General features: G+C 65.5%; 21 protein-coding genes. 19 read left to right on the forward strand and 2 right to left on the reverse strand.

Annotated features, from left to right (window positions below; all coding sequences use genetic code 11):
- Nucleotides 1-154: 154 nt before the first annotated feature.
- Nucleotides 155-1,738 (forward strand): ABC transporter substrate-binding protein, encoded by a 1,584-nt coding sequence (locus BM190_RS11905; protein ID WP_092254570.1) that lies wholly within the window; start codon nucleotides 155-157, stop codon nucleotides 1,736-1,738.
- The gene (locus BM190_RS11910; RefSeq protein ID WP_092254573.1) at nucleotides 1,735-3,108 is read left to right on the forward strand and encodes an amidohydrolase family protein; all 1,374 of its coding nucleotides are present in this window, start codon (nucleotides 1,735-1,737) and stop codon (nucleotides 3,106-3,108) included. The genes BM190_RS11905 and BM190_RS11910 overlap by 4 nt, the downstream gene beginning before the upstream one ends.
- Nucleotides 3,109-3,334: 226 nt before the next feature.
- Here the strand turns inward: BM190_RS11910 and BM190_RS11915 are convergent, their stop codons facing one another.
- Nucleotides 3,335-4,234, reverse strand: coding sequence for a LysR substrate-binding domain-containing protein (locus tag BM190_RS11915; RefSeq protein ID WP_092254916.1), 900 nt, complete (start codon nucleotides 4,232-4,234; stop codon nucleotides 3,335-3,337).
- A gap of 270 nt (nucleotides 4,235-4,504) precedes the next feature.
- Here BM190_RS11915 and BM190_RS11920 point away from each other — a divergent pair, with 270 nt between their 5' ends.
- The 10 genes from BM190_RS11920 to BM190_RS11965 all read left to right on the forward strand — a co-directional run bounded on the left by BM190_RS11920 (nucleotide 4,505) and on the right by BM190_RS11965 (nucleotide 14,425).
- On the forward strand, nucleotides 4,505-5,539 hold the full coding sequence (locus tag BM190_RS11920; RefSeq protein WP_092254576.1) for an ABC transporter substrate-binding protein: 1,035 nt from the start codon (nucleotides 4,505-4,507) through the stop codon (nucleotides 5,537-5,539).
- A 26-nt stretch (nucleotides 5,540-5,565) separates the two neighbouring features.
- Entirely contained in the window at nucleotides 5,566-6,606 is a 1,041-nt protein-coding gene (locus BM190_RS11925) for an ABC transporter ATP-binding protein (protein WP_092254579.1), read from the forward strand.
- Nucleotides 6,603-7,478, forward strand: coding sequence for an ABC transporter permease (locus BM190_RS11930; protein ID WP_092254582.1), 876 nt, complete (start codon nucleotides 6,603-6,605; stop codon nucleotides 7,476-7,478). Before BM190_RS11925 ends, BM190_RS11930 begins: the two co-directional genes overlap by 4 nt.
- Nucleotides 7,475-8,281, forward strand: a complete 807-nt coding sequence (locus BM190_RS11935) for an ABC transporter permease (protein WP_092254585.1) — start codon at nucleotides 7,475-7,477, stop codon at nucleotides 8,279-8,281. The genes BM190_RS11930 and BM190_RS11935 overlap by 4 nt, the downstream gene beginning before the upstream one ends.
- Before the next feature lie 8 nt (nucleotides 8,282-8,289).
- Nucleotides 8,290-9,426 carry an NAD(P)/FAD-dependent oxidoreductase gene (locus BM190_RS11940; protein WP_092254588.1) on the forward strand — a complete coding sequence of 379 codons (1,137 nt, stop codon included), beginning with the start codon at nucleotides 8,290-8,292 and terminating at the stop codon, nucleotides 9,424-9,426.
- Between the two features lie 28 nt (nucleotides 9,427-9,454).
- Nucleotides 9,455-9,751: a (2Fe-2S)-binding protein gene (locus tag BM190_RS11945; protein ID WP_018317731.1), complete on the forward strand. Its 297-nt coding sequence runs from the start codon at nucleotides 9,455-9,457 to the stop codon at nucleotides 9,749-9,751.
- Nucleotides 9,748-11,166 carry a (2Fe-2S)-binding protein gene (locus BM190_RS11950; protein WP_092254592.1) on the forward strand — a complete coding sequence of 473 codons (1,419 nt, stop codon included), beginning with the start codon at nucleotides 9,748-9,750 and terminating at the stop codon, nucleotides 11,164-11,166. Before BM190_RS11945 ends, BM190_RS11950 begins: the two co-directional genes overlap by 4 nt.
- Complete coding sequence (locus tag BM190_RS11955) at nucleotides 11,163-12,284, forward strand: NAD(P)/FAD-dependent oxidoreductase (protein WP_092254596.1); 1,122 nt, start codon at nucleotides 11,163-11,165, stop codon at nucleotides 12,282-12,284. Before BM190_RS11950 ends, BM190_RS11955 begins: the two co-directional genes overlap by 4 nt.
- A 15-nt stretch (nucleotides 12,285-12,299) precedes the next feature.
- A complete protein-coding gene (locus BM190_RS11960) occupies nucleotides 12,300-12,647 on the forward strand; it encodes a RidA family protein (protein ID WP_092254599.1) in 348 nt (115 codons plus the stop codon).
- A gap of 164 nt (nucleotides 12,648-12,811) precedes the next feature.
- Nucleotides 12,812-14,425 (forward strand): ABC-F family ATP-binding cassette domain-containing protein, encoded by a 1,614-nt coding sequence (locus BM190_RS11965; RefSeq protein ID WP_092254602.1) that lies wholly within the window; start codon nucleotides 12,812-12,814, stop codon nucleotides 14,423-14,425.
- 186 nt (nucleotides 14,426-14,611) lie between these two features.
- Here BM190_RS11965 and BM190_RS11970 read toward each other — a convergent pair whose 3' ends face one another.
- Complete coding sequence (locus BM190_RS11970; protein WP_092254605.1) at nucleotides 14,612-15,946, reverse strand: dicarboxylate/amino acid:cation symporter; 1,335 nt, start codon at nucleotides 15,944-15,946, stop codon at nucleotides 14,612-14,614.
- Nucleotides 15,947-16,086: 140 nt separating this feature from the next.
- On the opposite strand from BM190_RS11970, the gene BM190_RS11975 reads away from it, so the two are divergent.
- The 7 genes from BM190_RS11975 to BM190_RS12005 all read left to right on the forward strand — a co-directional run bounded on the left by BM190_RS11975 (nucleotide 16,087) and on the right by BM190_RS12005 (nucleotide 26,055).
- Complete coding sequence (locus tag BM190_RS11975) at nucleotides 16,087-17,406, forward strand: solute carrier family 23 protein (protein WP_092254608.1); 1,320 nt, start codon at nucleotides 16,087-16,089, stop codon at nucleotides 17,404-17,406.
- Between the two features lie 74 nt (nucleotides 17,407-17,480).
- On the forward strand, nucleotides 17,481-18,317 hold the full coding sequence (locus BM190_RS11980) for an SDR family oxidoreductase (protein ID WP_092254919.1): 837 nt from the start codon (nucleotides 17,481-17,483) through the stop codon (nucleotides 18,315-18,317).
- 116 nt (nucleotides 18,318-18,433) lie between these two features.
- Nucleotides 18,434-20,233 (forward strand): cation:proton antiporter domain-containing protein, encoded by a 1,800-nt coding sequence (locus BM190_RS11985; protein WP_092254611.1) that lies wholly within the window; start codon nucleotides 18,434-18,436, stop codon nucleotides 20,231-20,233.
- A gap of 77 nt (nucleotides 20,234-20,310) precedes the next feature.
- Nucleotides 20,311-21,132 carry an NAD-dependent protein deacetylase gene (locus tag BM190_RS11990; RefSeq protein WP_092254614.1) on the forward strand — a complete coding sequence of 274 codons (822 nt, stop codon included), beginning with the start codon at nucleotides 20,311-20,313 and terminating at the stop codon, nucleotides 21,130-21,132.
- 141 nt (nucleotides 21,133-21,273) lie between these two features.
- Nucleotides 21,274-23,358 carry a hydantoinase/oxoprolinase family protein gene (locus BM190_RS11995; protein WP_092254618.1) on the forward strand — a complete coding sequence of 695 codons (2,085 nt, stop codon included), beginning with the start codon at nucleotides 21,274-21,276 and terminating at the stop codon, nucleotides 23,356-23,358.
- A 2-nt stretch (nucleotides 23,359-23,360) separates the two neighbouring features.
- A complete protein-coding gene (locus BM190_RS12000; protein WP_092254621.1) occupies nucleotides 23,361-25,019 on the forward strand; it encodes a hydantoinase B/oxoprolinase family protein in 1,659 nt (552 codons plus the stop codon).
- Nucleotides 25,020-25,053: 34 nt separating this feature from the next.
- Complete coding sequence (locus BM190_RS12005; protein WP_092254625.1) at nucleotides 25,054-26,055, forward strand: TRAP transporter substrate-binding protein; 1,002 nt, start codon at nucleotides 25,054-25,056, stop codon at nucleotides 26,053-26,055.
- Nucleotides 26,056-26,063: the final 8 nt, after the last annotated feature.

The raw sequence follows: 26,063 nt of genomic DNA on the forward strand, positions 1-26,063 counted from the left end.
GGGAGGTCGACGCGCGAAGCGCGGCGGGTGGGGGCTCTTTCCTCTCGGGGTCATCGCCTGCGGAGACACCCCCACCCCAGCCCTCCCCCGCAAGCGGGAGAGGGAGCACACCGCGGCCGCGGCTGCATGTCACCGCACTCAGGAGCCTCTCGTAATGTCTATCTCCCGCCGTTCGCTCCTTAGGGCTGCCGCAGCCATGCCGGCGCTGTCGCTGCCGGGTATCGTTCGTGCCGAATCCCAATCCACGCTGCGCTTCATCCCCGTGATCGACCTCGCCTTCGTCGATCCCATCTACTCGACTGCGCAGGTGTCACGGAACCATGGCTTCATGGTCTACGACACACTCTATGGCATGAGCGCCTCGCTCCAGGTTTCGCCGCAGATGCTGTCGGGCCACATCATCTCCGGTGATGGGCTGCAATGGGACCTCAGCTTGCGCGACGGCCTGTTCTGGCACGATGGCGAACGCGTGCTCGCGCGCGACTGCGTGGCGAGCATCCGCCGCTGGGCTGCACGCGATGGTTTTGGCGGTGAGCTGATGGAGGCGACCGACGAGCTGTCCGCCGCCGACGACCGCATCATTCGCTTCCGTCTCAAGCGTCCGTTCCCGCTGCTGCCGCAGGCGCTCGGCAAGGCCGCAATCAATGCCTGCTTCATGATGCCGGAGCGGCTGGCGAGCCAGGATCCGTTCAAGCCGCTGACCGAGGTGATCGGCAGCGGCCCGTTCCGCTATCTCGCCGACGAGCGCGTGCAGGGCGCGCGCAACGCCTACGCCAAATTCGAGCGCTACCAGCCGCGCACCGACGGCAAGCCGGATTGGACCGCGGGTCCGAAGATCGTGCACTATGATCGCGTGGTCTGGACCACCACGCCCGATGCCGGCACCGGCGTTGCCGCGCTGCAGACCGGCGAGCAGGACTGGCAGGAGACCACGCCGCACGATCTGTTGCCGGTGATCAAGGCCGCCGGTGACATCGAGACGCGCGTTCTCGATCCCAGGGGTTACGCCTGCATGCTGCGCCTCAATCACCTGCAGCCTCCGTTCGACAATCCAGCCATCCGCCGCGCACTGCTGGGTGCGATCGACCAGTCCGCGTTCATGACGGCAGTGGCCGGCGTCGATCCCGCCTTCCAAGTCTCGCCGATCGGCTACTTCGCGCCTGGTACCCCGATGGCGAGCGAGGTCGGGCTCGATGTGTTCCGCGGGCCCCGCGACTACGCCAAGGTGAAGGCCGATCTGAAGGCGGCCGGTTATAATGGCGAGAAGATCGTGGTACTCGTGCCCACCAACTCGCTGGCGCAGAAGCCGCTCGGCGAGATCGCGGTCGACAGCTTGCGCAAGGCCGGCATGAACGTCGAATATGCCGGGCTCGACTTCGCCGTCGTGTTGCAGCGCCAGCTCAAGAAGGACCCGATCGGGCAGGGCGGCTGGAGTGCGGCGGTCGGCAATTGGCAGGGCATCGACTGGCTCAACCCGGCCGGCAACACCAACATCCGCGGCGAAGGCAAGGTCGCCGGCTGGTATGCGAGCGAGAAGATGGGGCCCTTGCGCAGCCAATGGCTGGCGGCGTCCGAGCTCGCCGAGCAGCAGCGCATCTGCCGCCAGGTCCAGGCGGTCGCGTTCGAGGAGATTCCCTACATCCCAATCGGCCTGTACAAGCAGCCGACCGCCTATCGCAAGGCCATCACCGGCATTCTCGACGGCACCGCCGTGTTCTGGAACGTACGCCCCGCATGAGCACCATCGCAATCTTCGGCAGCTATGTGCTGTCACGGAAAGACGGCGCGCAGGATGTGCTGCGCGACCATTGGGTCCTGATCGAAGGCAAGAAGATCGCCGCGGTCACGCGCGACAAGCCGCGCGCGGATGAGGTCTACGACCGCCCGGGCCGCTTCGTGCTGCCGGGCCTGCTCAATCTGCACAATCACTGTTTTAGCGAGGCGGTAGCGCGCAGCCACACCGAGGACGGCAACGGCCGCAAGAACAACCAGAGCATCGTCTACACGGTGCTGTTGCCGCTGACCAAGCGTGGCGCCGATATCCTGTCGGCGGAAGAACGTATGGCGGTGGCGCGGCTCGGCATCCTCCAGCTGCTCAAGGGTGGCGCCACCACGGTGATGGAGCCGTTCCGCAATTCGATCCCTGAAATGTTCGACGCCGCCGAGGAGATGGGCATCCGCTTCTACGGCGCGCCCTATCTGTTCTCGACGTCCGATGCCAAGGCTGGCCCGGACGGTGTGGTCCAGTATTCCGGCGATGACGGCGCCGCGGACATGGCGACGTGGGATGCGCTCTACCAGCGCTGGAACAAGCGCGGCGACGGTCGCATCGGCCTCGCCATGAGCCCGCACGCCACCGACACCTGCGGCCCCGATCTCCTGAAAGCCTGCGCCGCGCGAGCGCGCGAGCTCGGCGTGCCCATCACGACGCATATGGCGCAGAGCCGCGCCGAGGTCGAGACCATCGGCACGCGCTATGGCGGCCGCACGCCGGCGGAGTATCTGGATTGGCTCGGCCTGCTCGCGCCCGACCTGATGGCCGCGCATTGCATGCTCAGCAGCGACGACGATCTCAAGTTGATGGCCGCGCGCGGCATGACCGTGCTGAACTGCCCGCGCGTGTTCGCGCGCGCCGGCGTCACCGCGGCCTTCAGCCGGTTCGCCGAGCATGGCGTGCGCACCGTGGTCGGCACCGACGGCTACAACATGGATCTGCTCGGCGAGCTCAATGCGGCGTCACTGATCTCCAAGATCACGTCGCAGCGCGCCGATGTCGCCAATTCGCCCGAGTTGATCGAAGCGAACACGACTGTCGCCGCCGACGTCATCAGGCGGCCTGATCTCGGCCGGATCGAGCCGGGCGCGACCGCCGATCTCACCGTCGTCGATCTCACCCATCCGCATCTCCAGCCGCTGTTCGATCCCCGCCGCGCGCTGATCGCGCTCGCCAACCGCGCCAATATCGATCAGGTCGTGGTCGATGGCCGCGTGCTGATCGATGCCGGCCGCTATCTCGGCGCCGACGAAGCAGCGATCACCGCAGCAGGCAGCGCCGCGATCGGCAAGATCTGGGATCTGCCGGAAGCGCAGGCGGCATTCAACGGCTGACGGCCGCTTCCAGAGCCACAAAAAAGGTGCGTTCCCTCTCCCGCTTGCGGGGGAGGGCCGGGGTGGGGCTCTCTCCATGCGGGGACACTCCCGATGAGGAGGGAGTCCCCACCCGGCCTTCGCCTCGGCGTCTCCTAAGAGACGGCCGCCATAGGCGGCCTACGCCTCCCCCGCAAGCGGGAGAGGTTGCCAGCGAGTCTGTGGCTGCATCGTTCCGACCCATGCCCTAGCCCTCGAACTCCATCAATTTCTTGCGCATGGTCTCCACCAGATCCAGCGCCACCGGCGACGGACTGCGCTGTGCGGGAAATACCGCCGAGAATTCGAAGTCGATGCGCGGCAGGAAGCGCCGCACGACGACGCCGCGCGTGGCAAATTCCTGCGCGGTGAAGGGATCGCAGATCGAGACCCCGAGCCCGGATGACACCATCCCGCACATGATCTCCGACAGCGTGGTCTCCACCCGCAGCACGCGGCGGACGTCGCTGCGGTGAAAGACCTGGTCGACGAGGTGTCGGCTCGACGATCCCGCCGACAGCGAGATGAACGTCTCACCCTCGAAATCGCGTGGCTCCAGCACTTCTTTCTCCGCGAGGCGATGTCCGGTCGGCAGCACCGCGACGCGCGCCAGCGCCGGCAGCCGCAGGCTCGGCAGGCCGGAATGGGCAATCGGCACCTCGGCAAAGCCGATGTCGCATTGATTGTTCAAAACCCAGTCGACCACGATCGGCGAAATCACTCCGAAGAAGGCCAGGTTGAGGTTGGGCCGTTCCATCAGGAAATGCCCGGCAAGCCGCGGCAGATAGCCGTTCGCCAGCGCCGGCAGCGCGGCGATGCGCAGCGAGCCGGTGCGGCGTCCCCGGATTTCTTCGGCTGCAGCCGTGATGCGTTCGAGACCGACGAAGGACCGTTCGACCTCGGTGTAGAGCGCCATTGCCGCGGCGGTCGGCACGAGGCCGGTGCCGCGCCGCTCGAACAGCTCCATCTTCAACAGCGCCTGAAAGTCGCGCAGCAACCGGCTGACAGCCGGCTGCGTCACCACCATCAGCTTCGCGGCCTCGGTGACGCTGCCGGTCAACATCGTCGCGCGGAAGGCCTCCACCTGCCGCGAATTGATCCGCGCCATGCCGAACATCCATAACATTTAGGCATACAGAGGTTGCCATTATTCATTGGACGATGGAAGTATAGGTTGCGATCTTTTTCATCAGGACTGGAGACAGCCCGCTTTTTCGGCAGATTGGAGGGGTTCAAGCCTCCAGATCGCGCCAAAACCCGCCGAATGGGCGCCGGAGCCCTGTTTGGAGCGGGATTGCGCGGAAGGAAATGCGGAAGAGGCTTCAGCCAGCGAGACTCGTCGGCACGTCACCTCATTCCGGTATGGAGATCGGTCCACATGAAGACTCTTCGCCTTCTGACCGCGGTCAGCATCGCAGCGCTCATTGCCGCCCCCTCAGTCGCTTCGGCCCAGCAAAAGACGCTCTACGTCGCCGGCTATGGCGGCTCGTTCGAGAAGACGATCCGCGATGAGGTGATCCCTGCCTTCGAGAAGGAGAACGGCGTCAAGGTCGAATACGTTGCCGGCAACTCCACCGACACGCTGGCAAAACTCCAGGCGCAGAAGGGCAATCAGCAGATCGACGTCGCCATCGTCGATGACGGCCCGATGTACCAGGCGATCCAGCTCGGCTTCTGCGGCAAGCTCGACGGCCTGCCGGCCGATCTCTACGACACCGCGCGCTTCAAGGACGATCGCGCGGTTGCGATCGGCATCGTCGCGACCGGGCTGATGTACAACACCAAGGTGTTCAAGGAGAAAGGCTGGGCGCCGCCGACCTCCTGGAACGACCTGAAGGACACGAAATACGCCAAGCAGCTCGTGATCCCACCGATCAACAACACCTACGGTTTGGAAGCCCTGGTGATGCTGTCGAAGATGAACGGCGGCGGCGAGACCAATGTCGATTCCGGCTTCAAGATCTTCAAGGAACAGATCAATCCGAACGTGCTCGCCTACGAGCCGTCGCCGGGCAAGATGACCGAGCTGTTCCAGTCCGGCCAGGCCGTGATCGCGGTGTGGGGCACCGGCCGCGTGCAGAGCTTTGCCAACACCGGCTTCCCTGTCGACTTCGTCTACCCGAAGGAAGGTGCCGCGACGCTGCTGACGACCGCCTGTCCGATCACCAAGCCCAACGCCTCGCCGCTGGCAGCAAGCTTCGTCAAGATGCTGCTCGACCCCAAGATCCAGCTCGTGATGCTGAAGGATTACGGCTACGGCCCGGTGCTGAAGTCGCTGGTGATCCCGCCCGAGCTCGGAAAGATGGCGCCGATCGGCGAGCGTGCGGCCAAGCTCTATAATCCGGACTGGACCGTCATCAACGAGAAGCGCGAGGAGTGGACCAAGCGCTGGAACCGCGAGGTCGAGCGTTGACCTGATCGTCGCAGCGGAGACAGCGTATGGCCTATCTCGAGCTCGATCGGGTCGCCAAGCAATTCGGGGCGCAGACTGTAGTCGACGACTTCAGTCTCGCCGTGCGGAAGGGGGAGTTCATCTCCTTCCTCGGCCCTTCCGGCTGCGGCAAGACCACGACGTTGCAGATGATCGCGGGTTTCCTCGATCCCACGCGCGGCGCCATCCGCCTCGAGGGCAAGGACCTGACCGCGATCCATCCGGCCAAGCGCGGGCTCGGTATCGTGTTCCAGAGCTACGCGCTGTTTCCGCACATGACGGCGGCGGAGAACGTCGCCTTCGGTCTCGAGATGCGCAACGTGCCGCGCGCTGAACGAGCCGAGCGCGTTCGTGCCGCGCTCGCGATGGTCGGCCTCGCCGGCTTTGAGGACCGTCATCCCCGCCGCATGTCCGGCGGCCAGCAGCAGCGCGTGGCACTCGCCCGCGCGCTGGTGATCAAGCCGAGCGTGCTGCTGCTCGACGAGCCGCTGTCCAACCTCGACGCAAAACTGCGCGAGGAGATGCAGATCGAGCTGCGCCAGATCCAGCGCACTATCGGCACCACGACGATTCTCGTCACGCACGACCAGAACGAGGCGATGTCGTTGTCCGACCGCATCGTGGTGATGAGCCAGGGCAAGATCGAGCAGATCGGCACGCCGCAGGAGACCTATGAGAAGCCGGCCTCGGCTTTCGTCTCGCAGTTCCTGGGCAAGACCAACGATTTTGCCGCGGCGGTCGATCGGACCGCCACGCCAGCGCGGGTGACGGCGGGCTCCTGGAGTGCGCCGGCACCGGCGGGCCTCAGCGGCCCCGTCACTGTCAGCATCCGTCCTGAAAGAATCGGCTTCGGCGATGCCGGCCTCAGCGCAAAGATCGTCACGCGCATCTTCCAGGGCAATCACTGGCTGTTCCAGTGCGACAGCGAATGCGGCCCCGCGATCGTGATCCGCCAGAATGACGGCAAGGCGCAGCCGGCCGAAGGCGAGGCGGTTCGCCTCGCCTGGCGACCCGAGGACATGAGTGTGCGCGCGAGGGCCCTCGCATGAGCGCGGTCGCCGAGGAGCGCAGCGCGCGTGCGCCGTGGGCGCTGACGGCGCCCGCCCTGATGCTGTTCGTCGGCGTGCTGCTGATTCCGCTGGCGATGACGGTGATGCTGTCGTTCCACGATTGGGGCCAATACAAGGGCATCGAGCCGGTCTTCATCCTCAAGAACTGGCACGAGATCGCGACCGACCCCTATTACGCCGAGATGTTCTGGCGCACCTTTCGCATCGCGATCCTGACCACGCTGCTCACCGCGCTGCTCGGGGCGCCCGAAGCCTACATCCTCAATCGCATGAGCGGGCGCTGGAAGAGCTTCTTCCTGCTTGTCATTCTCGGACCGCTCTTGATCTCCGTGGTGGCGCGCACGCTGGGCTGGGCGCTGTTGTTCGGCGGCAACAACGGCCTCGTCAACAAGCTCCTGATGTCGCTTGGGGTGATGCGTTCCCCAATTCCCTTCATGTTTACCGAGACGGGCATGATCATTGCGCTCGCCCATGTGATGATGCCGTTCATGGTGCTGTCGGTGTGGGCTGCGCTGCAGCGGCTTGATCCGCAGATCGAGAATGCCGCGATGTCGCTCGGTGCGGGTCCCGCCACCATCATCCGGCGGATCATCATGCCGCAGATCATGCCGGGTGTGCTGTCGGGTGCGATCATCGTGTTTTCGCTCTCGGCCAGCGCGTTTGCAACGCCCGCAATCATCGGCGGCCGCCGGCTCAAGGTCGCGGCGACGCTCGCCTATGACGAATTTCTCAACACGCTGAACTGGCCGCTGGGTGCGGCGGTCGCCACGCTCCTGCTGGTCGCGCTGGTGCTGATCGTCGTCGGCAGCAACGCGCTGATCGAGCGGCGCTATGCCGAGGTGTTCCGATGAGACGGAACGGCCCGCTGGCGCTGATCTTCCATACCTTCTTCGTCATCGTCATGGTGGCGCCGATCCTGGTGGTCTGCCTCGTGGCTTTCACGCCAGAAGGCTTCCTGTCACTGCCGACCAACGGCTTCTCGCTGCGCTGGTTCAAGACGATCGCGAACTATCCCGAATTCATCCACGCCTTCTGGGTCAGCCTTGGCCTCGGTGCGCTATCATCATTCGTCGCGCTGCTGTTCGCGGTGCCGGCGGCATTGGCGATCGCGCGCTATCGATTCCGCGGCCGTGATGCGCTGGCCGCGCTGTTCCTCTCGCCGCTGATGATCCCGCATGTCGTGCTCGGCATCGCCTTCCTGCGCTTCTTCACCTCGGCCGGCCTCGGCGGCAGTTTTGCCGCGCTGATCATCGCGCATGTCATCATCGTGTTTCCGTTCGCGCTGCGGCTGACGCTTGCGGCCGCGACAGGCATGGACCGCACCGTCGAGATAGCGGCGGTCTCGCTCGGCGCCGGCGGCTGGACGCTGTTTCGCCGCGTGACCCTGCCGTTGATCCTGCCCGGCGTCATCAGCGGCTGGGCGCTCGCCTTCATCCAGTCCTTCGACGATCTCACCATGACCGTCTTCCTTGCAGCACCCGGCACCGAGACGCTGCCGGTGCGCATGTTCCTTTATATCCAGGACAACATCGATCCGCTGGTGACGTCGGTCTCGGCCTGCGTGATCGCTGTGACCATGACCGCTCTCATTCTGCTTGACCGCTTCTACGGGCTCGACCGCGTGCTCGCCGGCAAAGGCGATACGGGGCGATAGGAGAACTTATGCAAACGGATTACGACGTCGCCGTCATCGGCGGCGGGTTGCTCGGCTCCGCGATTGCCTGGGGCCTCGGCCGGCTCGGCAAGAAGGTTGCCGTGCTCGACGAAGGCGACATCACCAAGCGCGCCTCGCGTGCGAACTTTGCGCTGGTCTGGGTGCAGAGCAAGGGCCTCGGCATGCCCGCCTATACGGTCTGGACCGTGCAGGCGTCGCAGGCTTGGGGCCGGCTTGCTTCCGAGCTGAAGCAACAGACCGGCCTTGATGTCTCGCTTCAGCAGAATGGCGGCTTTCACCTCACGCTCGGCGAGGACGAGTTCGGCCAGCGAACCGAGCTGGTCAAGCGGATGCACAACCAGGCCGGTGCTGCCGACTACAAGATGGAGATGCTCTCCGCATCCGAGGTGAAGAAGTCGCTGCCGCTGATCGGACCGGAGGTTTCCGGTGGCAGCTATTGCCCGCTCGACGGCCACGTCAATTCGCTGCGCACGTTCCGCGCCTTCCACACCGGCTTCAGGGCATTCGGCATCGACTATTTCCCGGAGCGTCCGGTCTCAGCGATCAGCAAGAGCGGCGGCGAATTCCGCCTGACCACGCCGCAGGGCGAGCTGCGCGCCGCCAAGATCGTGCTCGCCGCCGGTAATGCCAACCAGACGCTGGCGCCGATGGTCGGCCTCTACGCGCCGATGGGCCCGACCCGCGGCCAGATCGTGGTGACCGAGCGCACCATGCCGTTCCTGCCGCATCCCCTCACCACGATCCGCCAGACCGACGAAGGCACGGTGATGATCGGCGACAGCAAGGAAGACGAGCTCGACGATCGCGCGCTGAAGCATTCGATCAGCGCCGTGATGACCGATCGCGCGCAGCGCATGTTCCCGCATCTGTCGCGGCTCAACGTGGTCAGGAGCTGGGCCGGCATCCGCGTCATGCCGCAGGACGGTTTTCCGATCTATGACCAGTCGGAGACGCATCCCGGCGCATTCGTCGCCTGCTGCCATTCCGGCGTGACGCTGGCCTCCAACCATGCCTTCGAGATCGCGCGCATGGTCGCACAGGGCGCGCTCGAGCCGGAGCTGGTTGGTGCGTTCTCCGCCAGCCGGTTCGGCGACGCGGGGGCTGCGAACAACAGCGGCTATTAGAGAATTTTAAGGAGCCACGAGGCATCCCATGTTTAAGAGATCCGAACAGGACAAACGTCCGCAGGTGCAGATCCTCGTCGATGGCGTTGCCGTTGCCGCGCGCCAGGGCGACACCGTCTCTGCCGCGCTGCTGGCCTCCGGCTTGGACGCGCGGCGTTCGACTGCGGTGAGCGGCGCGCCGCGTCTGCCCTATTGCATGATGGGCGTCTGCTTCGACTGCCTCGTCACCATCGACGGTGTCGGCAACCGCCAGGGCTGCCTCGTGCCTGTCGCCGAGGGCATGCAGATCGAGATTCAGAAGGGCAAGCGGGAGATCGGAAAATGACTGTGGCTCCCAAACGCGAAGCCTATGATGTCGTGGTGATCGGCGCCGGGCCAGCGGGCCTTGCTGCCGCTGCGACCTCCGCCGAAGCCGGCCTCTCGACGTTGCTGCTCGACGAGAACATCGGCCCGGGCGGCCAGGTGTTCCGCGCAATTTCGTCCACACCGGTGACCGATCGCAATCAACTCGGCGCCGATTATTGGGTCGGTGCCGATCTCGTGCAGGCGCTGCGTACGACCAGCGCCGAGGTCATCCATCGTGCCACGGTCTGGAGCCTGGACCGCAACCTCGAGATCGCCGTCTCGGTCGGCGGCGCGTCCGCCTTCGTCAAGGCGCAGCGCGTGATCCTTGCGACCGGCGCACTGGAGCGGCCGTTTCCGATTCCCGGCTGGACGCTGCCGGGCGTGATGACCGCGGGTGCGGCGCAGACCATGCTGAAATCATCGGCGCTGGTGCCTGATGGCCGCACGGTGATCGCAGGGCAGGGGCCGCTGCTGTGGCTGCTCGCCGCGCAGATCCTGCGCCTCGGCGGCCGCATCGACCGCATCCTCGACACCACCGAGCGCGGCAATTACTTCGCAGCGCTGCCGCACGCCTTCGCCTTCCTGACCTCACCCTATTTCACCAAGGGCCTCGCGATGATGCGCGAGGTGAAGGCGAAGGTGCAGGTCGTCTCCGGCGTCACGGAGCTCTCGGCGGCTGGCGAGGGCCAGCTCGCCAGCGTCAGCTATGTTGCCGGCGGCAAGCGCGACACCATTCCCGCGGATTTGCTGCTGCTGCATCAGGGCGTCGTGCCCAACGTCAACCTCGCGATGTCCGCCGGTGTCGAGCATCGCTGGGACGATCTGCAACTCTGCTGGTCGCCGGTGCTGGACGCGAGCGGCAATTCGTCGGTCGCCGGCATTGCGATCGCCGGCGACGGCGCCGGCATTGGCGGTGCCAATGCCGCCGTGGTGCGCGGACGCATCGCGGCGCGCGCGGCAGTCGAAGCGTTGGTACCCGCGGCTGCCGCAAAACTTCCGTCGATGACAGCGTTGCGTACCGATCTCGCCAGGGCCGAGCGCGGCCGCGTCTTCCTCGACACGCTGTTCCGCCCGGCGCCGCAGTTCCGGATTCCCTCGGGCGACACCATCGTCTGTCGCTGCGAAGAGGTGACCGCAAAGGACGTCCTCGATTCCGTCGCGATCGGCGCGACCGGGCCGAACCAGCTTAAGGCCTATCGCCGCACCGGCATGGGTCCGTGCCAGGGTCGGCTCTGCGGCCTCACCGTCACCGAGCTGATGGCGCAGGCGCGCGGCAAGACTCCGCAGGAGATCGGCTATTACCGGCTGCGCGCGCCGGTGAAGCCGATCACGCTCGCCGAGCTCGCGGCCGTTCCGAAGAGCGAGGCTGACGTCAAGGCGGTGGTGCGCGGATGACAAGATGCGTGGATGCGATCGTCGTCGGCGGCGGCATCCACGGATGCTCCACCGCGCTGCATTTGTGCCTCGCCGGCCTCAAGCCGGTGCTGATCGAGAAGGATTATGCCGGACGCCACGCCTCCGGCGTCAATGCTGGCGGCGTCCGCCAGCTCGCGCGACACATCCCGGAGATTCCGCTTTCGATCCGCTCGATGGGAATCTGGGAGAAGATCAGGGATCTGCTCGACGACGATTGCAGCTTCGAGAGCCACGGCCAGGTGCTGGTCGCCGAGAACGAGGAGGAGCTCAGCGTTTGCCGCGCGCGCGTGGCCGAACTCAATGCGCTCGGCTTCACCCACGAAGAACTGATCGACGCGACTGAATTGCGCCGGCTGGTGCCGGCGGTGGCTGAAAGCTGTCCCGGCGGCGTGGTCTCACGCCGCGACGGTGCCGCCAATCCGGCGCAGACGACGACGGCGTTCCGCCGCAGGGCCGGACAGCTCGGCGCGACCGTGCGCGAGGGCGTCGCCGCCAGCAACATCCGCTACAGCGATGGGCTCTGGCACGTCGATGTCGGCACCGAAACCTTTGCTGCGCCGGTGCTGGTCAACGCCGCCGGCGCCTGGGCCGGCAAGATCGCGGCTGCGCTCGGCGAGCCCGTGCCGGTCGAGACCGTGGCGCCGATGCTGATGATCACCTCGCGCGTGCCGCACTTCATCGACCCCGTCGTGATCCTGCGTGGGCGAAAGTTGTCCTTCAAGCAGTTCTCCAACGGCACGGTGCTGATCGGCGGCGGCCATCTGGCAACGCCTGATCAGGATCGCAACGAGACGGTGCTGGACTGGAAGAGCCTCGCCATCAGCGCCCGCACCGTGTTCAAGCTGTTCCCGGTGATGCGCAGCGCCACGATCGTCCGCGCCTGGGCCGGGATCGAAGCGAAGATGAAGGACGATATTCCCGTGTTCGGGCCGAGCAGCCGTCACAAGGGGCTCTATCACCAGTTCGGCTTCTCGCTGCACGGCTTTCAGCTCGGCCCCGGCGCCGGCGCTGTCATGGCCGAGCTGATCGTCAACGGCGGCACCCAGACCCGCGTCGGTGATCTCGGCATCGACCGCTTCCATCCCACTACGCTCTAGCAACAAGAGGACATCATGAGCATCAACCGCAGCATCCGCACGCCCATCATGCACCGGGTCGTCGAGGCCAACGGCTTCGTCTTCCTCGGCGGCACCATTGCCGACGACACCTCGGTCTCGATGGGTGACCAGACTCGCAACATCCTCGGCAAGATCGCCGGCTATCTGAAGGAAGCCGGCACCGACAAGAGCCGCGTCGTCAGCGCCTCGATCTTCGTCACGGATCTCTCCAAGAAGAAGGAGATGGACGCGGCCTGGACCGAATTCTTCGGCGACAATCTGCCGACCCGCGCCACGGTCGGCGTTGCCGATCTCGGCGGCAGCGCGCTGATCGAGGTGGTGGTCACCGCACTGAAGGGCTGAACGCGACAGGGACGTCGGCGCTCTCCGGCGCCGGCGTCCCTCGCGCGGTGCCTTGATCTCGCCCTTGGAAGGTAATACTTAGAGGCTCCCTCAATCAGGACATTCGAGAGCCATGGATTTTACCCCGACCGCAAAGCCCATCCGCCTTGCTCACGGGGAATTCCATGCCTGCTTCAATCATCCTGTCGAATCTGTCGCTGTCCACGCCTGACGGCCGTTCTCTCTTTTCCAACCTCGATCTGACGTTCGGCGCCGAGCGGACCGGCCTCGTCGGCCGCAATGGCGTCGGGAAAACCACGCTGCTTGCATCGATCTCCGGGGAGCACCGTCCCCCCGCGGGACATGTCGCCGTCACCGGATCCGTTGGCTTGCTGCGCCAGGATGTCCAGCTCTCAGCGGGCGCGACGGTGGCCGATCTGTTCGGAGCGCGGGATCAACTCGCGTTGCTTCGCCAGGCTGAGCGCGGCGAAGCTTCGGCCGACGACCTCGCCGAGGTCGATTGGACTCTCGAAGCGCGCTTGCAAGTCGCCCTTGCACGTCTCGGGTTCGATCTCGCTCCCGAGACCGAACTGGAGCGGCTGTCCGGCGGCCAGATCACGCGGATTCGGCTCGCCGCATTGGTCTTTGCCGAGCCGGACTTCCTGCTGCTGGACGAGCCAACCAACAATCTTGACCAGGACGGCCGCAAAGCGGTGATCGATCTCCTCGCGGCCTGGCGCGGCGGCGCGATCGTCGTCAGCCACGATCGGCGCCTGCTCGACACGATGGACGCGATTGTCGAGCTGACGTCGCTCGGAGCCACGCGATACGGCGGCAATTGGAGCCGTTACCGCGAACAGAAAGCCGTCGAGCTCGCTGCCGTCAGGCACGACCTCGCGCATGCCGAGAGACGGCTATTCGAGATCGACGGCAAGGCGCAGGAGGCCGCGGAGAAGAAAGCGCGCAAGGACAGCGGCGGCAGGAAGAAGCGTGCCAAGGGCGACATGCCGCGCATCCTGGCCGGGGCGCGCAAGGATCGCAGCGAGGATACCGGCGGCAAGACCGCACAAATCGCCGAGCGGCAGCGCGCGGAGGCGCTTCAAGCCGTCGACGAGGCGCGCCGGCGCGTCGAAATTCTTCAGCCGCTCTCCGTCAAGCTGCCCGCGACCGGCCTGCCGGCCGGCAGGGAGGTGCTTTGGCTCGACGGCGTCAGCGCCGGCTACCGGCCGGAGCAACCGGTCCTGCGCGATCTCTCATTCGCCGTCGTCGGTCCGGAGCGCGTCGCGCTGGTCGGGCCCAACGGCTCCGGCAAGACGACACTGCTGAAGCTGATCGCGGGCGAGCTGCGTCCGCTCTCGGGCACCCTGCGGGTCAGGCCGGATTTCGCGCTGTTCGATCAGAAGGTCAGCCTGCTCGATCCCGCGTTCTCCATCCTGGACAATTTTCGGCGCCTCAATCCGAAGGCGGGCGCGAACGAATGCCATGCCGCGCTGGCGCGGTTCATGTTTCGCGCCGACGCCGCCTTACAGGCAGCCGGAAGCCTCAGTGGCGGGCAAATGTTTCGGGCGGGCCTCGCTTGCGTGCTGGGCGGGTCATCGCCGCCGTCGCTGCTGATCCTGGATGAGCCGACCAATCATCTCGACATCGAGTCCATCGAAGCGGTCGAAGCAGGCTTGATGGCCTATGACGGCGCGCTGCTCGTCGTCAGTCATGATGAAGCGTTCTTGCAGGCGATCGGGGTCACGCGACGGCTCGATCTCGCCGCCAAGGTCCTGCGCACTCATGGCGGGATCGTCTGATCCCGCCCGGCGGTCCTGATATGGCAGTGATTTTCAAAAACCCGACGCCCTGCCCCCAGCGCGTCGGGTGGAAAAAATGAGTATCAATCCGTGATCCCAACGCAACTGTTGTGACGCGTCCCGCAGCAATTGACCACTCCGGGAAACTACCGCGTCGGAATCGCGCTGAGCCGGCCGGTTTGCAACCTACGATGCTGCACTCCCGCCGGGCTCGAGCGCTTCGCCGATCTCGAGCGGATGGGCCATGGTCTCGTGCAGCGCCTCGCGATCGAGCTCGCCTTCGGAGATGCTGATGACCACGCAGGCGACGCCGTTGCCGATCAGATTGGTCAGCGCGCGGCATTCGCTCATGAACTTGTCGATGCCGACCAGGATCGCGATCGACTGGATCGGGATGTCAGGCACGATCGAGAGCGTAGCGGCGAGCGTGATGAAGCCCGCTCCGGTCACGCCCGAGGCGCCCTTCGAGGTGATCATGGCGATGCCGAGGATGCCGAGCTCCTGCCAGATGGTCAGATGCGTGTTGGTCGCCTGCGCCAGAAACAGCGTCGCCAGCGTCATGTAGATGTTGGTGCCGTCGAGGTTGAAGCTGTAGCCGGTCGGAATCACGAGGCCGACCACCGAGCGCGAGGCGCCGAGATGCTCCATCTTCTGGATCATCTGCGGCAGCACCGTCTCGGAGGACGAGGTGCCGAGCACGATCAGCAGCTCGTCCTTGATGTAGGCGATGAAGCGGAGGATCGAGAAGCCGGCGAGCCGCGCGATCGCCCCTAACACCACGAGCACGAACAGCATGCTGGTGAGATAGAACGTGCCGATCAGGGCGGCGAGATTGAGCAGCGAGCCGAGCCCGTAGGCGCCGACCGTGAACGCCATCGCGCCGAAAGCGCCGATCGGCGCCACGCGCACGATGATGCGGATGATGCCGAAGAACATCTTTGCGGCCTTGTCGATCGCGTCCGCAATGGGCTCGCCGGCTTTGCCGAGGAAGGCGATGGCGAAGCCGGACAGGATCGAGATCAGCAGCACCTGCAAAAGGTCGCCGCGCGCGATCGCGCCCAAATAGCTGTCGGGGATGATCGCCATCAGATGGGCGACGATGCCCTCTTCCTTGGCTTTGGTGACGTAGGTGGCCACCGAGTTCGGATCGATCGTGGCGGGATCGATGTTGAAGCCGTGCCCGGGCTGGAGAATCTCGCCGACCAGGAGGCCGACCGCGAGCGCGACGGTCGAGACCGTCTCGAAATAGATCAGCGACTTCAATCCGACCCGGCCGACCCTCTTGAGATCGCCCATCGAGGAGATGCCGTGCACCACGGTGCAGAAGATCACCGGCGCGATCATCATCTTGATCAGCGCGATGAAGCCGTCGCCGAGCGGCTTCAAGGCCTTGCCGAGATCGGGGTAGAAATAGCCGATCAGCACGCCGAGCACGATTGCGATCAGCACCTGCACGTAGAGGATCTTGTACCAGGGCTGATGCCGGCGATGGATGGCTGGCTGGATCGCGACTTGTGTCATAGAGTGGCCCCGGAACGCATTGATTTTGCGTGATTTCGATCTTGCATGGCTTGCATCATGTGATGGTCGCCGCAGAAGCGACAATCACATTTTTGTCTGTTCGCACGAAGATCGGTCGCTGCAGCGCAACTGGGGGGAACATGTCGACTTCATCAGGCTCCGGCCGGCAACAGCAAGGCTATTTCCCGCGTTGGACGTTGAAGACCTCAGGCGTGATCATGCCGGAGGAGCGGCTGTCATGGGGCCAGACCATCGTCTCCGGTCTCCAGCACTGCGTCGCGATGTCGGGCTCGACGATCATCGCGCCGCTGCTGATGGGCTTCGATCCCAATGTCGCCGTCCTGTTCTCCGGCATCGGCACGCTGATCTTCTTCGTCATCGTCGCCGGGCGCGTGCCGAGCTATCTCGGCTCGAGCTTCGCGTTCATCGCCGTCGTCATCGCCGCCACCGGCTATACCGGACAGGGGGCGAATCCCAATATTTCGATCGCGCTCGGCGGCATCGTCGGAGCCGGAGTGCTCTATGGTGTGATCGCGCTGATCGTGATGTGGTCGGGGGTCGGCTGGATCGAGCGGTTGCTGCCGCCGGCCGTCACCGGTGCTGTGGTCGCGGCGATCGGACTCAACCTCGCGCCCGTGGCGGTCAAGGCGGTGAGCGCGAATGCGTTCGACACCGGAATCGGTCTCGCGACCGTCCTGATTATCGGCGTGGTTGCCGTTGCAGCTCCAGGCCTGTGGCGCCGCCTACCGATCATCCTCGGTGCGATCGGCGGATATCTTCTGTACCTGCTGTTCGCCAACGGCCTCGGTTTCGGCAAGCCGATCGACTTCGCGCAACTCTCAGCCGCGGCATGGTTCGGCATGCCGAGCTTCACCACGCCGACATTCCAGGCCGATGCGATCTTCCTGATCGCGCCGGTTGCGATCATTCTCGTCGCCGAGAATCTCGGTCACATCAAGGCCGTCGGCGCCATGACGGGCCGGAGTCTCGATGCCTATCTCGGCCGCGCCCTGTTCGCCGACAGCTTGGCTACCATCGTGGCGGCCTGCGGCGGCGGCACCGGCGTCACCACCTATGCCGAAAACATCGGCGTGATGGCGGCGACGAAGGTCTATTCGACATTGCTGTTTGCCTTCGCCGCCATCGTGTCGATCCTGCTCGGCTTCTCGCCGAAATTCGGCGCGCTGATCCTGTCGATCCCGGGGCCCGTCATTGGCGGCCTCTCGATCGTGCTGTTCGGGCTGATTGCGGCGATGGCCGGCCGGATCTGGGTCGAGAACAAGGTCGACTTCGCCAACCCTGCAAACCTGATCACCGTCGCTGTGGCGCTGACCGCCGGTGCGGGCGACCTCACGCTCAAATTCGGCGCGTTCACGATCGGCGGGATCGGCACCGCAACTTTTGGCGCCATCATCCTCTATCAGATCCTGACCTCGCCGCTGGCGCGGCGCGCGGAATGAATCCCAGGGATGCACGAAAGGGGATGGAACAAAACGCGCCGTCCGTCGATGATGAGCATCCCCGGAGAAAATCCATGCCGCAAACCGATCGCTCGACCTCCTTTCCCTCGCGCCTGGTTGGCCAATACGCCCTGGTGACCGGCGCCTCGCAAGGCATTGGCCGCGCCGTCGCCATCCGGCTCGCCCAGGAAGGCGCAACCGTCGCCATCAATTATTTCGAGCATGATGAGCGGGCGGAGGAGACGCTCGCGCTCGCGCGGGCCGCTTCGAGTGATCGCGGCCACGGCGCGCCCGATCACTGCATCGTCAAGGCCAATGTCGCCGACGAGCAAGAGATTGCTGCGATGTTCGAGGCGATCCTTTCGCGCTGGAAACGTCTCGATTGTCTCGTCAATAACGCCGGCTTCCAGAAGGAATCGCCGAGCGAGGCGCTCGACATCGAGACCTATCGCCGGATCATCGACGTCAATCTCAACGGCGCCGTGCTCTGCGCGCAGAAGGCGCTCGCGCATTTCGTGGCGCGCGGGGGAGGGGGCTCCATCATCAACTGCTCGAGCGTGCACCAGATCATCCCGAAACCCGGCTATCTCGCTTATTCGATCAGCAAGGGCGGCATGGCCAATCTGACGCGCACGCTGGCGCTGGAATTCGCCGGCCGCGGCATTCGCGTCAACGCGGTCGGGCCTGGCGCGATCGACACGCCGATCAACGCGGCCTGGACCGGCGATCCCGAAAAGCGCGGCGTCGTCACCAGCCACATTCCCATGGGGCGTGTCGGCACGCCGGAGGAGATCGCTGCCGTGTTCGCCTTCCTCGCGTCCGATGATGCGAGCTACATCACCGGGCAGACCCTCTACGCTTGCGGAGGCCTGACGCTATTCCCCGAGTTTCGCGAGAACTGGGCGAGTTGATCTCGGTTTGGGACTGCGAGGATGGCGGTTGGTCCGGGTAGGGGTCTGCGGCGCCGTGTGCTATCGACCGTGGACGACGCTGCCGCTATTGGCAAGCGTCGACACATGAAGGGCTCGTGACCACAAGCATCAACATCAATGCCTACAGCGACGCGCTGGTGGTCCTCGGCACGGCCGGTGTCGTGGTGCCGATCGTCCGCCATTGGGGCATCAATCCCGTGCTGGGCTATCTCGGCGCCGGCGCCATTCTCGGTCCGCTCGGGCTCGGCTCGCTCGTCAAGGACATTCCGTTCCTGTACTGGGTCACCGTCGCGGACGCGCAGAACGTCGAGGGTATCGCCAATCTCGGCATTGTATTCCTGCTGTTCCTGATCGGGCTTGAGCTGTCTTTCAGGCGGCTCGTCACGATGCGACGCCTGGTGTTCGGGCTTGGCGGCCTGCAGGTGCTGGCGACGTCCGCCATTATTTTTGGCGCGGCGCTTCTCACCGGGCAGAGCTCGGATACGGCCGTCATCCTCGGCGCGAGCCTTGCGCTGTCCTCGACGGCGATCGTGCTCGAGCTTTTGTCCACTGAGAAACGACTTGCGACCACTGCCGGCCGCGCGACCTTCTCGGTGCTGCTGGCCCAGGACCTCGCAGTCGTTCCCATTCTGGTTTTCGTCTCGGTGCTCGGCGCCGGCAGCGGCGACTCGGTCTTGACGCACATCTCCAGCGCAATGCTGAAGGCCGCGCTGGCCGTCGCTGTCCTCACTCTGCTCGGGCGGCTGCTGATGCGGCCGCTGTTCCAGATGGTGGCTGGCACCCATTCGACGGAATTGTTCGTCGCCGCGACCTTGTTCGTCATCGTCGGCGCAGGGATTGCCGCGCACCAGGCAGGCCTGTCGATGGCGCTCGGAGCATTCGTTGCGGGACTGATGCTGGCGGAAACGGAGTATGGCAAGGCCATCGAGGCCACCGTCGAGCCGTTCAAGGGCCTGCTGCTGGGCATCTTCTTCTTCACGGTCGGCATGGCCATCGACTTCCGCGTGTTCATGCGCGAGCCTGGTTGGCTGCTGGCCGCGGTCATCGGCATTCTCGTCGGCAAGGCGATCGTGCTCATCCTCCTCGGCCGGCTGTTCAAGCTGTCCTGGGCGACGGCGGTCGAGATCGGCTTCCTGCTGGGTCCCGTCGGTGAATTCGCGTTCGTCAGCATCGGGATGGCGGTGGCCGGCGGTCTGATCGAGCCTCGCGTGTCGAGCTTTGCCGTCGCCGTCACCGCGGTGACGATGGCCTTGACGCCGCTCTTGAGCATGCTCGGACGCCGACTGGCCGCGAAGCTGGGTCCTGAGCGCTCGCCCGATCCCGAACTGGCGGTTCGGCCGCCCGGCGACCGGGCGCAGGCCATCGTGGTCGGCTACGGCCGCGTTGGAAAGGTCGTCTGTTCGCTGCTCACCAGCCACGGCCTGAACTACATCGCGGTCGATCACGAGGCCGTCGCCGTGGCGCGCGACCGCCGCGACGGCCACAAGGTCTATTTTGGTGACGCGACGGAACCGGGTTTCCTCGAAGCTTGCGGCCTGATGCAGACGACCGGTGTGATCATTACCATCCAGTCGCGGCCGGCGATCGATGCTGTCGTCGAGCGGATCCGGGCGGTGCGGCCGGATGTGCTGATCGTTTCACGTGCGCGGGACGCCGACCATGCCCGCCACCTCTATGCGATCGGCGCAACCGATGCGGTGCCGGAAACCATCGAGGCAAGCCTGCAGCTTTCCGAAGCCGCACTGGTCGGCCTCGGAGTTGCGGTCGGGCATGCGATAGCCTCGGTGCACGAGAAGCGGGATGAATTCCGGCTGACGCTGCAGCAAGCCGCCCGCGTTGCCGGACAAGAGAAAGCGCGTCCGCTCGATCTCACCGGCCGCCAATCCCCGCGATAGCCGCCCATCCGGGGTCGCTATGCGCCGCGGACTGCGATGATCTGGCAAAACCGGCCCGCGCAGACTACATCTGCGCCATGGCAAACGCTCCACGGGCAAGCTCCCCGCTCCAGGATTTCGTCGGCCGGCACGAAAAGCTGTTCGTGCTGACCGGCGCCGGCTGCAGCACCAATTCGGGCATTCCCGATTATCGCGACAGCAACGGCGACTGGAAGCGGACCCAGCCGGTCAACTTCCAGTCCTTCATGTCGGACGAGCATACGCGGCGGCGCTATTGGGCGCGCAGCCTGATCGGCTGGCGGCGGTTCGGCCAGGCTCGCCCGAACGATGCGCATCACGCGCTGGCCCGGCTCGAGGCCAACGGCCGGTGCGGGATGCTGCTGACCCAGAATGTCGACCGGCTGCATCAGTCCGCCGGCCATAGGCAGGTGATCGACCTGCACGGCCGGCTCGACCTGGTTCGCTGTATGGACTGCGGCCGCAAGACGCCGCGCGATGAGTTTCAGCACGCGCTTGGTCGCGCGAATGCGGCATGGCTGACGCTCGATGCGGCCGATGCACCCGATGGCGACGCTGATCTGGAGCACGAGGATTTTTCGTCCTTCCAGGTGTCTCCTTGCGAAGCCTGCGGCGGCATCCTCAAGCCCGACGTCGTGTTCTTCGGCGAGAACGTCCCCCGCGACATCGTCGCCACTGCAAAGGATCATCTGGCGCAGGCTGATGCCATGCTCGTCGTCGGATCCTCGCTGATGGTCTATTCCGGCTTCCGCTTCGTGCAGGCTGCCGCGCAGCGCAATATTCCGATTGCGGCGGTCAATCTCGGACGCACCCGCGCCGACGATCTCCTGACGCTGAAGGTCGAGGAGCGCTGCGAGGCGGCGCTTGCATTCCTGCTCTGATCGCGCCAGCGCCGAACACGTCTTGCCTATTGCATAGGTGCCAAGCAGAATGGCCGGGCGCGGCGTTGTCCTCGTCGTCCATGGCACGGAAATTGCTGCGCTTTCGACCCCAGTCTTGACGATCAGCGCGGAGAATTTGGAATGCTTGAGGGAGCCGAGGTGCGGCTTGCCGTTGATATCGGTGGCACGTTCACCGACATCGTGCTGGACGTGGGTCAGGATCGCAGGACGCGCAAGGTGCTGACGACGCCGCAGCGGCCCGAGCAGGCGGTGCTGGATGGGATGCGCCTCATTCTCGCCGATGCGCGCGCGCATATCAGCGACATCGACGTCTTCATTCACGGCACCACGCTGGCGACCAACGCCATCATCGAGCGCCGCGGTGCCAAGACGGCCCTGATCGCGACCGAAGGCTTTCGCGACGTGCTCGATATCGGCACCGAAAGCCGCTACGACCAATATGATCTCGGAATCGACAAGCCGAGGCCGCTGGCGCCGCGCGGTTTGCGTTTCACCGTGCCCGAGCGCGTCGACGCCCACGGCGCGGTCCGTCTCCCGCTCGACGAAGCGTCGGTGCGTGCACTCGCGCCGAAATTGCGTGAGCTGGGCGTCGCGAGCGTTGCGATCGCTTTCCTGCACTCCTATGCCAATCCCGAGCACGAGCGACGTGCGGCCGCGATCCTGGCCGAGGAGATGCCAGGCATCTCCGTGACGGTGTCCTCGGCCGTTTGCCCGGAGATCCGCGAGTATGAGCGCACATCGACAGCGGTCGCGAACGCCTATGTGCAACCCTTGATCGACGGTTATCTCGCCCGCATGGCCGACGCCTTGCAGGTCGAGCAGTTCCGCGGCGCCATCTATCTCGTCACGTCAGGTGGCGGCGTCACCTCGATCGAGACGGCACGGCGCTTTCCGGTGCGCCTCGTCGAGTCCGGGCCTGCCGGCGGCGCAATCTTCGCGGCGCAGATCGCGGCGCGTCTTGGCGAGAGCAAGGTCTTGTCCTTCGATATGGGCGGCACCACGGCAAAGATCTGCCTGATCGAAAAGTACCAGCCCGAGACCTCGCGCGTGTTCGAGGTCGATCGCGCCGCGCGTTTCCTCAAAGGCTCCGGCTTGCCGGTGCGTATTCCCGTGATCGAGATGGTCGAGATTGGCGCCGGCGGCGGCTCGATCGCCCATGTCGATGCGATGAAGCGCGTCACCGTCGGGCCCGAGAGTGCCTCGTCCGAGCCGGGGCCGGCCTGCTACGGCCGCGGCGGCCAGCGTCCCGCGGTGACCGACGCCGACGTAGCGCTCGGCATGATCGATCCCGACGCCTTTGCGGGCGGCACGATCAAGCTCGATCCGGAGCTTTCGAAGAAGGCATTGCTGAGCAGCGTCGGCGAACCGCTCGGCCTGTCGGCGGAAACCGCCGCCTATGCCGTTCACGAGGTCGTCTGCGAAAACATGGCGAGCGCGGCGCGCGTGCACGCGGTCGAGCGCGGCGCGGTGGTCGGCCAGCACACGCTGATCGCCTTCGGCGGCGCGGCGCCGCTGCATGCGGCGCGCGTTGCTGAGAAGATCGGCGTCTCTCGCGTGATCGTGCCGTCCAATGCCGGCGTCGGCTCGGCGGTCGGCTTTTTGGCCGCGCCCATCGCCTATGAGCTGGTGCGCAGCCGTCACGTCCGGCTGGACGATTTCGACACCAAGGCGGTGTCGGATCTCCTGCAGGAGATGGTGACCGAGGCGCGTGCGCTGGTCGAGCCTGGTGCTGCCGGCGCGCCGGTGCGCGAGCGACGTGCCGCCTTCATGCGCTATGTCGGCCAGGGCCATGAGATCTCGGTCGAGCTGCCGAACCGGCGGCTGACCGCGGCCGACCTCGCCGGCCTGCGCCAGAAGTTCGAGGCGGACTATTCCGCGATGTTCGAGCGGCCGATTCCGGGCGCTGCCATCGAAGTGCTGAGCTGGTCGGTGCTCGCGACCACCGAGGCGCGCAATCCGCCCACCGTTGCGGCCGTCACGCGCAAGCCCGCAGGGAAGGCTGTCGGCAGCCGCAAATTCTTCGACGGCCGCGCCGGCGAGCTGATCGAGATCCCGCTCTATCGCCGCGAGGACATGGCGCCGGGCGCGACCATCGCAGGCCCGGCCGTGATCGCGGAGGACGAGACCTCCACCTTCGTCTCCACCAGTTTTGACGCCCATATCGACGGTGCCGGCAGCATCGTCATGGAACGAAAGGCGGCCTGATCATGAGCAAGGCAAGCGGCGCGAGCCTGATCGACCTTCAGATCATGTGGCACCGGCTGATCGCCGTGGTCGAGGAGCAGGCGCAGGTGCTGCTCCGCACCGCCTTCAGCCCGATCGTGCGCGAATGCGGCGACCTCTCGGCCGGCGTGTTCGACCTCAAGGGGCGGATGCTGGCGCAGGCGGTGACCGGCACGCCCGGTCACGTCAATTCGATGGCGGAATCGGTCAAGCACTTCATCAACCACTTCCCGATCGAGACGATGAAGGAGGGCGATGCCTACATCACCAACGATCCCTGGATGGGCACCGGTCATCTCAACGACTTCGTCGTCACCACGCCGTGTTTCAAGGACGGCAAACCGGTCGCGCTGTTCTCCTGCACCAGCCATCTCATGGACATCGGCGGCATTGGCTTCGGCCCCGACGCCACCGACGTGTTCATGGAGGGGCTCTACATCCCCATGCTGAAGTTGATCGACCAGGGCGTCGTCAACGAGACGCTGATGGCGATGATCCGCACCAACACGCGGCTGCCGATCGATACCGAAGGCGACACCTATTCGCTGGCCGGCTGCAACGACGTCGGTTGCGAGCGCCTGGTCGAGATGATGACCGAGTTCGGTATCGACACGCTCGACGAGCTCGGCGACTACATCTGCGACCGTTCGCGCGAGGCCGTGCTGGCCGAGATCGCAAAGCTGCCGAAGGGCAGCTGGCGCAACACCATGGTGGTCGACGGCTATGATGCCCCGGTGACGCTGGCGGCGACGCTGACGATCTCGGATGCGGGCATCCATGTCGATTTCGACGGCACGTCCGCAGCCTCGAAGTTCGGCATCAACGTGCCCTTGTCCTACACCACCGCCTACACCGTGTTCGGCCTCGGCTGCGTGGTGGCGTCGCAGATTCCCAACAATGCCGGCTCGCTGTCGCCGTTGACGGTGTCGGCACCCGCAGGCGCGATCCTCAATGCGCCCAAGCCCGCGCCGGTCGCCTCGCGCCACATCATCGGCCAGATGCTGCCCGACGTCGTGTTCGGCTGCCTGCGTCAGATCATTCCCGAGCGCGTGCCCGCTGAAGGCACCTCGTGCCTGTGGAATCTCAACGTCCGCGGCCAGACCCGCTCCGGCGTCGGCGGCAATTACGGGTTCTCGATGGCGGTGACCTCCAATGGCGGCACCGGTGCGCGCTTCGGCAAGGATGGGCTGTCGGCCACCGCCTATCCCAGCGGCGTGCGCGGCACGCCGGTCGAGATCGCGGAGACGCAGACGCCGCTGATCTTCTGGCGCAAGGAGCTGCGTCCGGATTCCGGCGGGGCAGGGCGCACCCGTGGCGGCCTTGGGCAGATCATCGAGGTCGGCAGCGGCGTCGATGCGCCGTTCGACATCCTGGCGGCGTTCGACCGCATCGATCATCCGCCGCGCGGGCGCGATGGCGGCCAGAACGGCGAGGCCGGCTATGTCGGCCTCAAGTCCGGGAAAAAGCTGCGTGGAAAAGGATTTCAGCAGGTGCCGCCGGACGACCGGCTGGTGGTGCTGACGCCCGGCGGCGCCGGCATCGGTGCTCCCACGACGCGCGATCGTGCGGCGGTCAAGGACGATATCGAAAGCGGGCTCGTGTCCGCCGACAATGCGGCTGCAGTTTATGGGTACGCGCGCTGACTTGTCGGTGCGCTTGGGTCAACGGAGGGGTGCAATGATCACGCGACGGAACTTCACCGCGGGCGCAGCGACGCTGCTTGCCGCCGGCCACATCTCGACCCGCGCGCGGGCGGCGACGACAAGCTGGGACATGTCGACGGTCTGGCCCGACGGCAATTTCCACACTCAGAACGCGATGGCCTTCGCCGAGGAGGTGAAGAAGCAGACCGGCGGCTCGGTCGCGATCACCGTGAAGGCCGGTGGCCAGCTCGGCTTCAAGGGACCCGAGCATTTGCGCGCCGTGCGCGACGGCCTGGTGCCGCTCGCCGACGTCCTCAATATCCAGCAGGTCGGCGACGAGCCCTTCATGGGCGTCGAGAGCATTCCGTTTCTCTGCGGCTCCGTGGACGAGCTGAAGGTGCTGCACAAATATGTGCGGCCCGAATACGAGAAGATCGCGGCGCGCAACAACCAGAAGATCCTCTACATCGTGCCGTGGCCGACGCAGTATCTGCACCTCAAGGCGAAGGTCGCCGACGTCGAGGGCCTGAAGAACATCAAGATCCGCGTGCCCGACAAGAATGCGGTCGATATGCTGAATGCGGTCGGCATGGCCGCCGTGATGATCCCCTGGGGCGAAACGATTCCCGCGCTCGCCTCCGGCGCGGTCGCCGGCGTCTCCACCTCGTCGGTATCAGGCGTCGACGGCAAGTTCTGGGAATTCCTGAAATACGTCTACCCGACCAACCACGTCTGGTCGTCGCAGATGCTCACCGTCAATCTGGATTCCTGGAAGGCGCTTCCCGCGGATCAGCAGAAGCTCGTGGGCGATATCGCTGCAAAGATGGAGCCGGGCTTCTGGGCGAACTCGCTCAAGGCCGACGTCGACAGCCTCAACCGCCTCAAGGAGGGCGGCATGGAGGTGGTGCCGGTCTCGGACGCGATGATGACGGATATCCGCGCCAAGACCGCGCCGCAGCTGGATGCCTTCCTCAAGCGCGTGCCGGCGGCCGACAAACCGGTGCGGTCCTATCTCGCCGAAATGAAGCGCGGCTGAGGGCGGGA

It is taken from the genome of Bradyrhizobium sp. Rc3b (assembly GCF_900114915.1).
Lineage (GTDB): Bacteria > Pseudomonadota > Alphaproteobacteria > Rhizobiales > Xanthobacteraceae > Bradyrhizobium.